General features: G+C 27.8%; 13 protein-coding genes, 1 riboswitch and 1 other annotated feature. Of the genes, 2 read left to right on the forward strand and 11 right to left on the reverse strand.

From position 1 onward, the window contains the following. Positions 1–36: 36 nt before the first annotated feature. Complete coding sequence (gene ileS / locus ACYUCG_RS11715) at positions 37–3,156, reverse strand: isoleucine--tRNA ligase (RefSeq protein ID WP_415342242.1); 3,120 nt, start codon at positions 3,154–3,156, stop codon at positions 37–39. Between the two features lie 100 nt (positions 3,157–3,256). Beyond that, positions 3,257–3,538, reverse strand: a binding site (T-box leader). A 284-nt stretch (positions 3,539–3,822) separates the two neighbouring features. On the opposite strand from ileS, the gene ACYUCG_RS11720 reads away from it, so the two are divergent. Continuing rightward, positions 3,823–4,038, forward strand: coding sequence for a (2Fe-2S)-binding protein (locus tag ACYUCG_RS11720; RefSeq protein WP_003456903.1), 216 nt, complete (start codon positions 3,823–3,825; stop codon positions 4,036–4,038). A gap of 164 nt (positions 4,039–4,202) precedes the next feature. Here ACYUCG_RS11720 and ACYUCG_RS11725 read toward each other — a convergent pair whose 3' ends face one another. The 9 genes from ACYUCG_RS11725 to ACYUCG_RS11765 all read right to left on the reverse strand — a co-directional run bounded on the left by ACYUCG_RS11725 (position 4,203) and on the right by ACYUCG_RS11765 (position 13,277). Further along, complete coding sequence (locus tag ACYUCG_RS11725) at positions 4,203–4,811, reverse strand: DUF1643 domain-containing protein (protein WP_003467949.1); 609 nt, start codon at positions 4,809–4,811, stop codon at positions 4,203–4,205. A 163-nt stretch (positions 4,812–4,974) separates the two neighbouring features. Then, on the reverse strand, positions 4,975–6,903 hold the full coding sequence (locus ACYUCG_RS11730) for an ABC-F family ATP-binding cassette domain-containing protein (RefSeq protein WP_460268672.1): 1,929 nt from the start codon (positions 6,901–6,903) through the stop codon (positions 4,975–4,977). A gap of 130 nt (positions 6,904–7,033) precedes the next feature. Continuing rightward, positions 7,034–7,639 carry an energy-coupled thiamine transporter ThiT gene (thiT, locus tag ACYUCG_RS11735; protein ID WP_110035094.1) on the reverse strand — a complete coding sequence of 202 codons (606 nt, stop codon included), beginning with the start codon at positions 7,637–7,639 and terminating at the stop codon, positions 7,034–7,036. Further along, entirely contained in the window at positions 7,639–8,304 is a 666-nt protein-coding gene (tenA, locus tag ACYUCG_RS11740) for a thiaminase II (RefSeq protein ID WP_110035093.1), read from the reverse strand. Before tenA ends, thiT begins: the two co-directional genes overlap by 1 nt. Before the next feature lie 216 nt (positions 8,305–8,520). After that, positions 8,521–8,623: riboswitch (TPP riboswitch) on the reverse strand. A gap of 401 nt (positions 8,624–9,024) precedes the next feature. Then, on the reverse strand, positions 9,025–9,690 hold the full coding sequence (locus ACYUCG_RS11745; RefSeq protein WP_139934208.1) for an ABC transporter ATP-binding protein: 666 nt from the start codon (positions 9,688–9,690) through the stop codon (positions 9,025–9,027). After that, on the reverse strand, positions 9,690–10,898 hold the full coding sequence (locus tag ACYUCG_RS11750) for an FtsX-like permease family protein (RefSeq protein ID WP_283691925.1): 1,209 nt from the start codon (positions 10,896–10,898) through the stop codon (positions 9,690–9,692). The genes ACYUCG_RS11745 and ACYUCG_RS11750 overlap by 1 nt, the downstream gene beginning before the upstream one ends. 120 nt (positions 10,899–11,018) lie before the next feature. Then, positions 11,019–12,113 (reverse strand): ABC transporter permease, encoded by a 1,095-nt coding sequence (locus ACYUCG_RS11755; RefSeq protein WP_139934210.1) that lies wholly within the window; start codon positions 12,111–12,113, stop codon positions 11,019–11,021. A gap of 63 nt (positions 12,114–12,176) precedes the next feature. Then, complete coding sequence (locus ACYUCG_RS11760; RefSeq protein WP_139934211.1) at positions 12,177–12,566, reverse strand: hypothetical protein; 390 nt, start codon at positions 12,564–12,566, stop codon at positions 12,177–12,179. Positions 12,567–12,962: 396 nt separating this feature from the next. Beyond that, positions 12,963–13,277, reverse strand: a complete 315-nt coding sequence (locus ACYUCG_RS11765; protein ID WP_139934328.1) for a hypothetical protein — start codon at positions 13,275–13,277, stop codon at positions 12,963–12,965. Between the two features lie 161 nt (positions 13,278–13,438). Here ACYUCG_RS11765 and ACYUCG_RS11770 point away from each other — a divergent pair, with 161 nt between their 5' ends. Next, positions 13,439–14,614 (forward strand): class I SAM-dependent rRNA methyltransferase, encoded by a 1,176-nt coding sequence (locus ACYUCG_RS11770; RefSeq protein ID WP_011010960.1) that lies wholly within the window; start codon positions 13,439–13,441, stop codon positions 14,612–14,614. Positions 14,615–14,978: 364 nt separating this feature from the next. Here the strand turns inward: ACYUCG_RS11770 and ACYUCG_RS11775 are convergent, their stop codons facing one another. Then, positions 14,979–15,326 carry a DUF1667 domain-containing protein gene (locus ACYUCG_RS11775; RefSeq protein ID WP_060796364.1) on the reverse strand — a complete coding sequence of 116 codons (348 nt, stop codon included), beginning with the start codon at positions 15,324–15,326 and terminating at the stop codon, positions 14,979–14,981. Positions 15,327–15,328 lie beyond the last annotated feature (2 nt).

The following is a 15,328-nucleotide window of genomic DNA, read 5'->3' on the forward strand; positions in this document are numbered from 1 at the left end:
AAAAAGAGAGCAAGTAATTGCTCTCTTTTATTTTAATTAAGCTCTTTTTGAAACAGCCATTTTTAATATTTCACCATTTACTTTAGCTTCTGAGTAATCAGCATCTCCGTTATAAACAATTTCTTCAGTTAAAGTTTCTTTCTTTATAACATCTTCAAATTTCTTGATTACATCTAAAAGCATATCATTTTCAGCTACGTAAAGAGTTATCTTATCAGCAACCTCAAATCCACTTTCTTTTCTCATGTTTTGGATTTTTGATATGATTTCTCTTACATGACCTTCTTCTCTTAATTCATCAGTTATAGTAGTATCTAAAACAACACCAACTGATCCCTCTCCAGCAAATGCGAATCCTTCTAATCCTTGCATTGTTACAAGTAAGTTTTCAGCATTTAATTCTATTTCATTTCCATCTACAGTGATAACTTCTACTCCACCATTTTGAATTTTTTGAGCTAATTCCATTTGGTTTCTTGAAGCTATTTCTTTTCTTATAGCTGGTATTAACTTACCATAAGCTCTTCCTAAAACAGGTAGGTTAGGCTTAATTTCGAAGTTAACATATTTAGAAAGGTCAGCTCCTAACTCTACTTCCTTGATGTTTAACTCATCTTTAATTATGTCTCCATAATATTCTGGAAGCTCTGAAGTTGAAAGAAGCATTTTTGAAAGTGGCTGTCTATTCTTGATGTTAGCACCATTTCTAGCACTTCTTCCAAGTTTAACTATCTTATAAGCTAAATCCATTTTTTCTTCTAATTTTTTATCTATAGCCTTTTCATCAACTTCTGGCCATGCTCCTAAGTGAATACTTTCTAAAGCATTTTCATCTAAGTTAACTACTAAGTTTTGATAAATTTCTTCTGTTATAAATGGTACGAATGGAGCTGCAACTTTACATAAAGTTACTAAAACTCTGTATAAAGTAGTGTATGCACCTATCTTGTCATCAGTTAATTCTTCTGACCAGTATCTAGCTCTATTTCTTCTTACATACCAGTTTGATAACTCATCAGTAAACTCTTCTATTTCTAAAGCAGCTTGAGTTATTCTATAGTTATTTAAATGATCGTCTACATCCTTAACTAAAGTATTAAGTTTTGACATTATCCATTTATCCATTACGTTATCTGATACGAAATCTTTGTAGTCTAATGGATTGAAGTTGTCTAACTCTGCATATAAAACATAGAATGAGTAAACATTCCATAATGTGCTTAAGAATTTTCTTTGAGTTTCAGCAACATCCTCTATTGAAAATCTAGTTGGTAACCATGGAGCACTTGCAGTATAGAAATGCCATCTTGTAGCATCAGCACCTTGTGAATCAAGTACTTCAAATGGATCAACTACGTTACCCTTAGATTTTGACATCTTTAAGCCCTTCTTATCAAGAACGTGACCTAAAACTATACAGTTTTCAAATGGATTTCTATCAAATATAGCAGTTGATATTGCTAATAATGTATAGAACCATCCTCTTGTTTGGTCAACAGCTTCTGATATGAATTGAGCTGGGTAGTTAGCTTCAAATAATTCTTTGTTCTCAAATGGATAGTGATGTTGAGCAAATGGCATTGATCCTGAATCAAACCAACAGTCTATAACCTCAGCTGTTCTCTTCATCTCTTTATTACAATGAGGACAATTTAAATGAACTTTATCAATGTATGGTTTATGAAGTTCTATATCTTCTGGAACATTTATTCCTTTAGTTTTTAATTCTTCAATACTTCCTATACATTCTCTATGTCCGCATTCACATTCCCATATTGGAAGTGGAGTTCCCCAATATCTATCTCTTGAGATACCCCAATCTATAACATTCTCTAAGAACTTACCAAATCTACCGTTCTTGATGTTATCTGGATACCAATTTATTTTTTCATTGTTAGCTAAAAGTTTGTCTCTTAAAGTTGTCATTGCAACAAACCAGCTTTCCTTTGGATAGTAAAGAAGTGGTGTGTCACATCTCCAACAATGTGGATATGAGTGAGTATGCTTTTCAGCTTTAAATAATTTATTTTGTTCTTTTAAGTAATCAACTATTTGTTGGTCACATTTCTTAACGAATTTTCCAGCCCATGGAGTTACTTCTTCTACAAAGTTACCACTTAAATCAACTAAGTTTAAGAATGCTAATCCATTTTGCTTTCCTATTAAGTTATCGTCCTCACCATAAGCAGGAGCTATATGAACTATACCAGTACCATCTGATAAAGTTACATAGTCACCATGAACAACTACGAAAGCTTTTCCTTCAGTTGGAGTTACAAATGGTAATAATTGCTCATATTCCATACCTAATAACTCTTCACCTTTAAACTCTCTAACTATTTCAAAACCTTCTCCTAAAACCTTAGGTGCTAATTCTTTAGCTAAAATGAAGATTTCATCTCCTTCAGCTTGCTTAGCTTCTACATAGTCATAAGCTTTATTTATACATAAAGCAACGTTTGAAGGTAAAGTCCAAGGAGTTGTTGTCCAAGCTAAGAAGTATTTATTATCTTCTCCTTTAACTTTAAACTTAGCTACAGCAGTTAAGTCCTTAACATCCTTGTATCCTTGTGAAACTTCGTGTGATGATAAACTTGTTCCACATCTTGGGCAGTAAGGCATTGTTTTATAACCTTTGTATAAAAGTTTTTTATCCCACATTTGTTTTAAAGCCCACCATACTGATTCTATATATGGATTATGGTAAGTAACATATGGATTCTCCATATCTACCCAATAACCTATTTGCTCAGTCATTTTTTCCCACATGCTAACATATGTGAATACACTATCTTTACATTCAGTTACGAATTTTTCAACACCGTAATCCTCTATTTGAGGTTTACCTGAAATTCCTAACTTCTTCTCTATTTCAAGCTCAACTGGAAGTCCATGAGTATCCCATCCAGCTTTTCTTATAACTTTATATCCCTTCATAACTTTGTATCTTGGGATTATATCTTTCATAACTCTTGTTAATACGTGACCTACGTGTGGTTTACCATTAGCTGTTGGAGGTCCATCATAGAAAGTAAAGTATTCACCATCTTGATTCATGTCAAAGTTCTTTTGTATTATGTTTCTTTCTTTCCAAAGGTTTGCAACTTCTTTTTCTACGCCTACAAAACCCTTAGGTAATTCAACTTTTTTATACATATTGAAACTCCTTTCCTTCTCTTGTTTAATATTTTAATTATTTACTTATAATTGATTATTTAGCCAGACTTAATTAAGTAAAATAAAAAAAACTCCATCCTAAAAGGACGAAGTTATATTCGCTATACCACCTAAAGTTCAAACCTATCTATATAATTCAATTATAAATATTAAAATTTTACGTTTTTATGATAGGTAATTAAAAGCACCTATAATGCTCGCATCCTGTAACGTGGATATACGGGATAACTTAATAAGAATATATTCCTTTCAGTCTCCAACTCCCAGGTGATTTTCCTTAAATATACCTATAGTTTCACACCAACCAACTACTCTCTGAATAAGGTTCTATATAAGTACTTGCCCTGTTCACAGTCTTTAAAGAAATTATATAATAGCACTTTTAAAAAGTCAACGAAACAAATCCATATATTTGAAAGCTTTCATTAATTATTTAATTTGCTTTTATAATAAAAATTCTATTTTTGTACAACCTAATATTATAAGTTAAGACTTATATATCAAATAATAAAAATTAATAAATAATTTTTATTATTTAATGTTGACTTTTCTTATCAATTAACTTATAATTAAATCATCAAATACATTCCATTCCCTTTTGTTAATCGTGCTGTTTTACTTTGATATAATTAGGAGGAAAATAGTATGAATGATAACAATAATTTAAATCAACAAGTAATTGATAAAATGACTAAAGTTTGTATCTGCAGAGCAATCTCAAGAGCAAAGATAAAGGAAGCTATCAAAAATGGTGCACACACAGTGGAAGCAGTAGCTGAAAAAACTGGTGCAACTAAAGGTTCTTGCAAAGGTTGCAGATGTAGAGACAAAATTGAAGAATTAATTGAAGACAACCAATAATTCTTTTAAGCAAAACTTATTTACTGTTTTAATTTTGTATCTCCCTAAAAGAGTACCCTCGGGTACTCTTTTTTACTTTTACATAATATTTATTTTGTATTAAAGCTTATAAAACAAAAAGCATGTATCAAATTTAAGATTATTTTGATACATGCCCTTTTTATTTAAATTTCAAATTCATTTAATTGTAAATTTTTAGACCAACTACTATAGTTTCTAGGATATCCTTGATTTGTAAGTGTTCCTACATAATAAAACTTCTTTAAATCAAAGCAGTTATTTTTAACAACTTTAAATCCTTTTAAAAGGTAATGTAATCTACTTTCATATACCTTTCTAATATCTTTAGACGTTGGCTCTCCCCAAGCAAATATTATGTGAGAACTATTTATTAGACTTTCAAATATTATTAAGTCATTTTTTAAGTATTCTCCATTCTCAATAAATCCATCATTTCCACATAGGAATAGCTCGCCTTTGGTATTATAAACTTCTTCTAGCACATCCTTGCTATATTCAATAACAGGAAATAGGAATACAAAACTTATTTCTTTTATTATTCCAAGTTCATCCTCATTATTCATTAAATATTTTATAGCCTTATTTAACTCTTTTTTTAAATCTTCAGCATTATGTGATTTTGGAGCTCTAGTAATAACTAATATATTACTTTCTCCTTCTTCATTAATAGTAAAAGTAACCTTAAAGCCTCTTCCACTTTCATGATCTAATAAAATATTTATATTATTTTGATTTTTACAATACTTTTGCATAAGCGCTCCCCTTTTTACCAACTCTCGTTCCTTAGACTCAATATATTAGTATTAAGTATATTCTAACTTTAGTTTAGTATATAATCGAATCTTTAGAAATTCTACAAATTTATATAAATTTAATTTATTCACTTAAGTAATATCTTATCTAGGATAATAAATTTTATTTATTCTTTTTGTTTTCTTCTATTTGTGCTGCTAACTCATTAAGATATTCCCATCTCTCATATTTAAATGCTAATTCTTCTTCAACTTTTGCCTTTTCTTCCATCAGTTCTTGAAGTCTACCATACTCTGATGCATGTTTTGCCATTAAAGAATCTAATTCTTCTATTTTTTCTTCAAGAGTCATTATTTCTTCATCTATAGTTTCAAATTCTCTTTGCTCTTTAAATGAGAACTTCAATACTTTGCCCTTGTTTTTATTTTTATCCACAGATGGCTCTTTTTTATTTTTATCCACAGCCACTTCTTTTTCTTTATTATTAACAGCCTCTTCTTCTTTGCTTAGAAGATAATCCCCATAGTTCCCAGTATAAATATCTATTTTTCCATTTCCCTCATAAGAAAATATCTTATTACAAATTCTATCTAGGAAATATCTATCATGGGATACAGTTATGACAACTCCACCAAAATCGTCTAAATAATCTTCTAATCTATTTAAAGTTTCAATATCTAAATCATTTGTAGGCTCATCTAGTAAAAGCACATTGGGGGCTTCCATTAGAACTCTTAAAAGGTGAAGTCTTCTTCTTTCTCCTCCAGATAACATACCTATCATTGTCCACTGAAGTGTTCCATCAAATAAAAACTTCTCACACATTTGTGATGCAGTTATTCTTTCACCTGTGGCAGTTTGTAAATACTCTCCTGCTTCTTTTATGTAATCTATAGCTCTCATCTCTGGATGCATATGTGTATCTTCCTGTGAGAAGCAAGCTATTTTTACAGTTTCACCTTTTATTATTTCTCCACTATCTGGTGCTACTTTTCCTTCAATCATTCCCATAAGTGTTGATTTACCAATTCCATTAGGTCCTACAATACCTATTCTATCACTTCTTAGTACTATATAGTTAAAATCATCAACAATCTTTTTATCACCAAAGCTTTTATTTAGGTGTTCTATCTCTATTATTTTCTTTCCTAATCTCGTTCCCATAACAGAGATTTCTATATTTTCATTTTCAATAAATCCTTCTTGATTTACTAATTCATCAAATCTTTGAAGTCTAGCTTTTTGCTTAGTAGTTCTAGCCTTTGCACCTCTTCTTACCCAAGCTAGTTCTTTTCTCATAAGATTTTGTCTTTTTTCCTCACTGGCTTTTTCTATGGCTATTCTCTCCATCTTCTTTTCTAAGAAAACAGAATAATTTCCATCATAGCTAAATAATCTACCTCTATCTAATTCTAATATTCTATTTGTTACTCTATCTAGGAAGTATCTATCATGAGTAATCATTAAAAGAGCGCCTTTTCTACTATTTAAGTATTCTTCTAACCAACTTATAGTTTCATTATCTAAATGGTTAGTAGGCTCATCTAATATTAATAATTCACAAGGAGTTATTAAGGCAGCTGCAAGCATTATTCTCTTCTTTTGTCCTCCAGAAAGATTTCCTACTTTTTCTTCAAAATTAGTTATTCCAAGCTTAGTTAAAACATTCTTTGCTTCACTTTCCATATCCCAAAGATTTAAAGCATCTATTTTTCCTTGAAGCTTTATTAATCTTTCAGAATCACTATCTTTAACTTCACCCTTATCTATTTTTTCAAGTAACTCTTCGTATTCTCTTAATATTCTCATTTCCTCTGAGTTACCCTTAAAAACTTGCTCTAAAACAGTAGCATTATCATCATAATCTGGTGTTTGAGCAAGATACTCTATTCTTACTCTATTTCCCTTTGTTACTGTTCCTTCGTCTGGTTCTTCAACTCCAGCAACTATTTTTAAGAAAGAAGATTTTCCAGTTCCGTTAACTCCTATAAGACCAATCTTCTCTCCTTCATTTATTCCTAAAGATACATTATTAGCTAAAATTTTTTCTGAATAGCTCTTACTTATATTTTCAAGAGTTATTAAATTCATCGATTATCCATCCTTTTCAAAACAAATCTTATTTTCATTATAATATAAACTCAAGTTTCTTCCAAAACTAAAATAAGAGCTGCATCAAATAATCTAATTTAATTATGATGCAACTCCTTATTAAAATTTTCTATATATTATTTATAGGCTTCATTCTTTTAGCTAACATTTTTATTGGCATTATTGTTATCACTATAGCTGTTAATAAACTTTCAACTCCTGCACTACTTGTATTATAAATTATTGAATAAATCCATAAATTCATTCCTGGAGGAGCATATTGACCAAAGAAAATCACTCCTGATATTATGCTTACAAAAGTACTTATACTACCAGCCATAAGTGAGCCAAAGAATATTTTATATTTCTTATCTATTTCAAATGATCCCGCTAGTCCTAAAGCCATATTTGACAGTATGTAATCAAGTAAAAATTGTACTGGGTGTACTATAAAAGCTCCGTTTAATATTTTCAAAAGCCCAAATATCAATCCTCCTGTAACTCCAACAGTTCTTCCATATACTAATGATAAAAGCATTATTGGAAGCATAGAAAAGAAAGTTATTCCACCACCTTGAGGATATCTAACTAAAGGTATCATATAAAGCACATAAGAAATAGCTACACTTAGTCCAATCATGATAATTTCTCTTGTTGTAATTTTATGTTTTCTTAAATCTAATATGTATAAACCTAATATTAAAATTCCAATTAAAGCTACTAAATAAACACTCATTATTTTTCACCTTCATCATACGCCATATTCCAAAAATCAAGTTCGTACAAACTAGCTCTTTTAAATATATCTATTAATCTTTTTTGTTTTTCTTCAGATAAGTTTGAACATTTTTTATCTACGTAAGCTAACCACTCATCTGTAAACTTATCAAATCCATCAGAAGCATACTCATCAATCCAAGGTTTAAAGAAATTCCCCTGTAATTTGTTAGAGTATTTTTTTGAAATATATTTTCCTATATAGCTATAACTCCATGTACATGGTAAAGTTGCAATAGCAATCTCATCTAAATCTCCGGTTAACGCTATTGCTTGCATATAGCTTGTATAACTTATAGTAGTACTCTTATATTCTCTTTTCTCTGCTTCTAATTCTGATATACCAAATCCTTTTAAATATTCTATATGTACCGCTGTTTCATCCTCCATAGTTCCCTTTGTTGAATTATAAAAGAATTTCATTTCTTCCATAGTTTTAGCTTTAACTACTCCAGCACAAAAAACTTTAGCATATTCTTTTAAATAAAGGTAATCCTGAACTAAATACTCTCTAAATTTATTCTTATCTAGAGTTCCTTCTCCAATTTCCTTTATAAATGGGTGATCTAAATACTTTTCCCATATAGGCATTGCTTCTTTTAATAATTTTTCTGTAAATCTCATATTCTATATCTCCTTTAATCTTATGATTAAACCTAATAGCCCAAATAAGAATTACCTCAAAGTTTTATAAAATCTAACTAAAAACTTCATACACTTTTTAGTTTATAATCATAGTTGGTTATAACATTTCTAATAAAAAATAAAAGCTACATCCATGTAGGATGTAGCTTAATTTATAAAAAGTTATAATAATCTAAACATATAAAATACTATTATAAAACTTTCTACAGGCTTTCCTACGCTGGTATTACCCAGATCAGGTTTTAAGGGTTAATAACGAAATGTTATCTCTCAGCCAAAGGCACCCCTAGCTATAAAGTCTATATTAATTATATATATTTTCCCTAATAAATTCTAGGTTATTTTTTACTTGAGTAAAATTCATATTTTTAATTTGCTCATGTCCACTTCTATAATCAAAAGGATAATAAAGTTTACACGAAATGTTGTATAGTATAAGTGAAAACAAATCTAAATAAATAAAGGAAAAACTTTCAATATAATTATACAACAAAATTGTTTAGTTATATTTGATAAAATCATCAAATTTCAAACCGAAATAAAATTAGAGCTGATTTTATCTCAATTAGATTTAAATGATATTATATTTAATCTTCAAAAAAATATAACTCTCGTGGTCAGAAAGGATATAGCGTTAGAAGTATGATTTCATCGTTAATTTCTATGCAAGTTAATAAAATAAAAACATTTAAAAGTTTTTTATTCAATTATCTTACCATCTTTAATTATAATTTTTTTGCTACAAAATGAAGCAATATTTTCATCATGGGTTACCAATATTATGGTTTTTCCTTCACTATTTAGTTTTACTAATAGTTCCATTAATTCAATTCCTGTTTTTTGATCTAATGCACCAGTTGGCTCATCAGCTAGTATTATTTCTGCACCACTAACTAATGCCCTTGCTATAGCCACCCTTTGTTGTTGTCCTCCAGATAACTCTGTTACTTTCTTATTTATATGATTTATAATATTTAATTCTTTTAAAGTACTTTCAATTAAAATTTGCTTTTCACGCTTTTTCATTCTTCTAAATATTAGTGGTAATTCTACATTATCATAAACACTATAATTCTTCATTAAAGCAAAATGCTGAAAAACAAAACTAAGGTGCTTATTTCGTATATTGCTTAATTCCTCATCTTTTAAATTAGAAATATCAACTCCATTTAAATAGTAACTTCCATCACTAGGTTTGTCCATAGTTCCAATTATATTAAGCAATGTAGATTTTCCTGAACCTGATGGTCCCATTATAGCTATAAATTCACCTTTATTAATAGTTAAATTTATATTCTCTAAAGCTGTTGTTCTATTTTCTTTGCCATACTTTTTAGAAATATTTATAAGCCTTATAATTTCCATTACTCAATTCCTCCAATCAATTCCTTTGGTGTTAATCTTTTTAAAAATATCAATGGAAGTATAGATGTTAATAAGGTAATAACAATTATGATATTTGTGCTTATTATAAATACAGTTATCATAGATTTAATATTATCAAATATAAAAATACTTATTGCTAATACAATTACTAAACTTATTAAATTTATTAATAATATTTCTCCTATTATTAAACTGTTAATATATTTCTTACTAGCTCCAGCCATTACTTGTATTCCAATTTCTCTAACTCTACTTTTTATAGAAGAAATCATAACACTACTCATACCAATAATAGAAGAAATAAATAAAAATCCTATTATAAACATCAAAAATTCTCTAACAGATTTTCCATTTTTATTAAAATAGTCGACTTCTTGTTGAATACTCTTAGTTATAGTTTTTTCTCCAACTATTTTTTTATATAAATCTTCTATCTGCTTATTGGTAGATGAACTATTTATATTAGAATCTAATTTATAAAATATACTTTGAAGTCTTCCACCTGATACATCTAAATTATCTTTATCAGTTCCGGTATAAGGCACTAAAAATTCATTATCTAAATTAACAAATTCAGATTGAGTGTATGTTCCTTCATTAAACCACTCTGTACCTTTTTTCATAATTCCTTTTACTATATACTTTTTTTTAGTAATTTCATCTGTTAATATAGTTCCAACATTTATTACATTAGAAAATTTATTTCCTATAAGTATTGGTGTAATTTCATTAACTGATTCAAAATCATTTTCAATTAAATTTTTTCCTTCTGAAACCTCTATGTTCATTAATTTAAACATATACCAATCTAAATTTATTATATCAGAGGCTTCAAGAGCATTTTGAGAATATGTACCTAATGTTATTTCATCCCTTATTTTTAAATAGTCATCATCATTTATTAATTCTTCATATGCAACATTAGTATAATCATATGAACCAATACCGTCTACTCCCTTTAGATTGCTTACTTCTTTTTCAAATTCATTTATTCTTTTGCACTGTTCCCCACTATCCAATTTTACATTTACAATTAAATGATAACTTCTTTCAGTATCAATTTTATTTTTTATTTTATTTTCTAAATAACTAACACTATTTAGCGAAATTATTAAATTAAATAATAATAATAAAGAAACTGTTAATTGAAATATCATTAGTATTACAACAATCTTTTTTTTTAACATAGACTTTAAAATTAACTTCATTTTATCCATATTATTAAACTATCATAAAATTTAATTATAACTCTACTTCTAATAAATTTATAATAGTATTACTCACCTCACTTTAAGTTTATAAAGTTTCTATAATTTAAGCGCTTCTATAGGTTGTACTTTAATAGATTTAATTATTGGAATTATTGCAGTTATAACTCCACTAAAAATAGAAATAGCTATAGCTACAATAAAATTATTAATAGTTAAACTTAAAGGAATTTTTATTAAGTTCTCTAATAATAAACTTAATATTAACTGTACTATTAATGCAATTATTGTTGTAATTAACGTAAGCTCAATAAACTCTGTAATTATTAACTTACTTATATTTTTATTACTTATACCAAAAGATTTTCTTATGGCTATTTCCTTTCTTTTATCATTAACCCAGTAAAAGGATAAATTGATCATATTAATTATTGAAATAAGATAAATTAAAAGTGATGAAAATAAAATTGGATTAGATTTTAAATCTAACCTAACGTTATTTTTTAAAGAACTATTATCTCCATAACTAACATTTATATTATCAAGTTCAAATTTACTTTTTAATTTCTGTACTATATCAGTAGGATACATCTCAAAGTTATCTATGTAAATTTCTTTTGGCGAATAATCTTCATCAGAAATAACCTTTTGAGGCAATGAATTAATAGGCATTACTATTTTATCTTCAAAGTTATTTCCGATAATTCCAATAACCTCATATTCTTCATCATCAATATTTAAATATCCTTCTTTTATTAAATCTTCATAATTTTCACTTACTAAAACAACTTTATCTCCGTTTAAAATATTTTCTTTTGAAAAATATCTTCCACTTTTCAAAGGATATTTCCACTCATTATTAAATTGCTCGGCTGTAATTGAATTTATAAGTTCACTACTTCCCTCAATATAACAACTTAAATTTTTAAAAGAAATTCTATTTTCTAATTTTAAATCTTTATTAATTTCATAAAATGATTTAAATATGTCTGAATTCCTACCACTAACATTCAGTATAATTGTATTTTTACTAAAACCCTCACTACTTTGTAGTATCATATTCTTTTCTTGTTCAATGCTACTAATACCTATAGAAATGAGCAATATGGAAATCAAAAATCCTATCAATAAAAAAATAGATGTTATTTTATGTGCTTTTAGTTGCTTAAATGATATATATATTAAATTTTTCATATAGAACTCCTTATAACATAAGAGTTACTAAAACATAAGTTTAGTAACTCTTTTTAATTTAAACTAAGGGGCTTGAGAAATTATTTCTTTATCATACTCAATATCAGTATTAGCCCAATTTACTATGTAATTATATGAGTTAAATGTTTTACAACTCCAAACTTCACCATGTACTGAAGCATATCTTTGCCCTTTATCATACCCCATATTATACATATCATTATACCATAATCTTACCCAAACCCCCTTTTCAGGATCAAATTTTGAAGTCCTATCGATTCTTGCATCAGCAACATTATTAGTTGTATAATTATGAACAGTTGTTAGTTTTGCTGTTGCTTGAAATGATCCTGAATATAAACTAGCTGTATTAGTTTTAGCATACGCTAAAGAACTAATCATACTAACTCCTAAAATAGAACCTAATAAAACTTTTTTAATTTTTTTATTCATAAATTCCCCCCCAATTCTAAATATAACCTGTTAAATTAAACGAACACTGCTCTTCTCAAACTTTGAGAATATAATGAATTTGAAAAGAACTAGTTTTTAAGATATTTTTCATAATAACTCAACAAGTTCCATATATTTCATAATTTTATTGTATTTATCTCATAAATATTTTCAATACATTTTGCATAACTGGTCATGTTTTAATACATAACTGGTCATGTTTTCATAAAAACCTAATCAATATTATTTATTTGTATTCAAATCATATTTAATTTTAAATTTATATTGTATATAGTTTTATTTATTATAAATAATTCTACTTTTCCAATAAATATATAAAGACTATTATTATCATTCTATCTATAGAAATAATATATAATAGTCTCTAAATAAATTTTAAAATCTCATATAAAAATTATTCCAATAATCTCTACTTTGCATCATCATTTCTCTAAGCTCTTCATCATTGCCATACTCATCATACCACTTTTCTAAAATTTCATAAGCAACACCATGATATAATAAACTTCCTATAACAAAAGGTTTAGCTGGTACATCACTTAGAGACATTATGGTTACACCTGTTCCTATGGTTCCATATATAATAGCTCTCTCTGGAGTAACAAAAGATTTCGCTTTCTTTTTAAAGTCAGTATCTCTTATGTATTTCTTTAATCTTTTAGGTGTAGGAATAACTATAGCTTTTATCATTTTTTTCAATCCTTAAAATTACTCTTATTAGAAATATATATTAAATATTATCTTATTATTCTAAAGTACTAATTTATTTTTCTTAAATGCATTTTAAACCTATTGGAAAGCCTAGAATATGTTATAATCTTATAAGAATTATTTTGGAAGGAGCTATTTAAATGGCGAGTAAGTTTTATTTACACAAAGGTAAAAACAAAAAAGCTGAACAAGGCAGACCTTGGATATATATTGATGAAATAAACGAATATGATGGAGATTATGAAAACGGAGATATAGTTGAAGTTTACAATCATAAAGGTTATTTCTTAGGAAAAGGCTATATAAATGACAGAAGTAAAATAACTATAAGAATAATGACTAAAGATATAGATGAAGAAATAGATGAAGATTTCTTCAAGAGAAGATTTAAAACTGCATGGGAATATAGAAAGAAAGTTATAGATACTTCTTCATGTAGATTCATCTTTGGAGAGGCTGATTTCCTTCCTGGTCTAACAGTTGATAAATTTGAAGATTATTATGTAATTCAAATATCAACTCTTGGAATGGATAAATATAGAGATCTAATAGTTAAAATTCTAGTTGAAGAATACGGTGCTAAAGGTGTCTATGAAAGAAGTGATATAAAAACTAGGGAAATAGAAGGTTTAGAGCAAAGAAAAGGCTTCTTAACTGAACCATTTGATACAGATATACAAATAGTTGAAAATGGAGTTAAATACATAGTTGACTTAGAAAATGGTCAAAAAACTGGTTTCTTCTTAGATCAAAAAGAAAACAGGGCTGCAATGCATAGAATATGTAAAGATATGGATGTTTTAGATTGCTTTACTCATACTGGCTCTTTTGCTTTAAATGCTGGTATAGCAGGGGCTAAATCAGTTTTAGGAATAGATGTATCTCAACATGCTGTAGACTGTGCTACTAGAAATGCTGAGCTTAATAACCTTCAAGATAGGGTTAAATTTGAAAAGCATAATGCTTTTGATGTATTAGGAGATTGGTCAAGAGAAGGAAAACAATTTGATGTTGTTATTTTAGATCCACCAGCTTTCACAAAATCAAGAAATACTGTTAAGCAAGCAATAAGAGGATATAAAGAAATAAATCTTAGAGGAATAAAAATGGTTAAAGAAGGTGGTTACTTCGCTACATGCTCTTGTTCACATTATATGGATGAAGAACAATTAAAGAAAACTGTAGCCGAAGCTGCTCATGATGCTAGAAGAACTTTAAGACAAATAGAAGTTAGAACTCAAAGTGCAGACCATCCTATACTTTGGAACTCTGATGAATCATATTATTTAAAATTCTTCATATTCCAAGTATTCTAGAATTTTTTTAATTTAATGCATATTAAAAAATATATTGGTTAATATAATAGTGTAGCAAAAAAGATATAAAGTTAATATCTTAAATTGTAAATAAAGGGGTGCCTTACAAAATCGGCATACACTCTAAAATTTGTATTTAAGGGTTAATCATTAATTTAAATATTAAATATATTATTACTATGAGGTGCTTTACATAAATGGCATACACTCGTTAAATGGTCATAATCAATTTAAATATTTAAATATCTATTTTAAGCTACTCACTAGTTAGGACTGTTTATTCTATCCTAATTAATGTACATATAATATTAGATGTATTAAAAGAGAAAGGTATCTGAAAACTCAGATACCTTTCTTAATTTATTTATGAAACTGTTTTTGCAGAAACTATACTAACACCTGTTCCTAAAACGTCTTCTATAATTACATCTCCAACTTTAATTGGAAGTTTAACAGAAGCCTTGTTAATTTCCTTCATTACATCAAATATCATTCCCTTTGGAATAGGTTCCTCTGTTTTAACTGGTATAACCATATTATCACAACCATCTATTTTAACAGTTGAGGTTACTATTCTAGTTGGATTTTTAACCTCGTTTAATCCATAAATTTCTCCTCTTTTACATGTGTTTCCTGTAACCTTTTCTAACTCTGTATCTACTGTTAAATGACATCCTCTAGGACATACTATGCATATTAATTCTTTTACCATTA

Source organism: Clostridium sp. CTA-17, assembly GCF_054767895.1.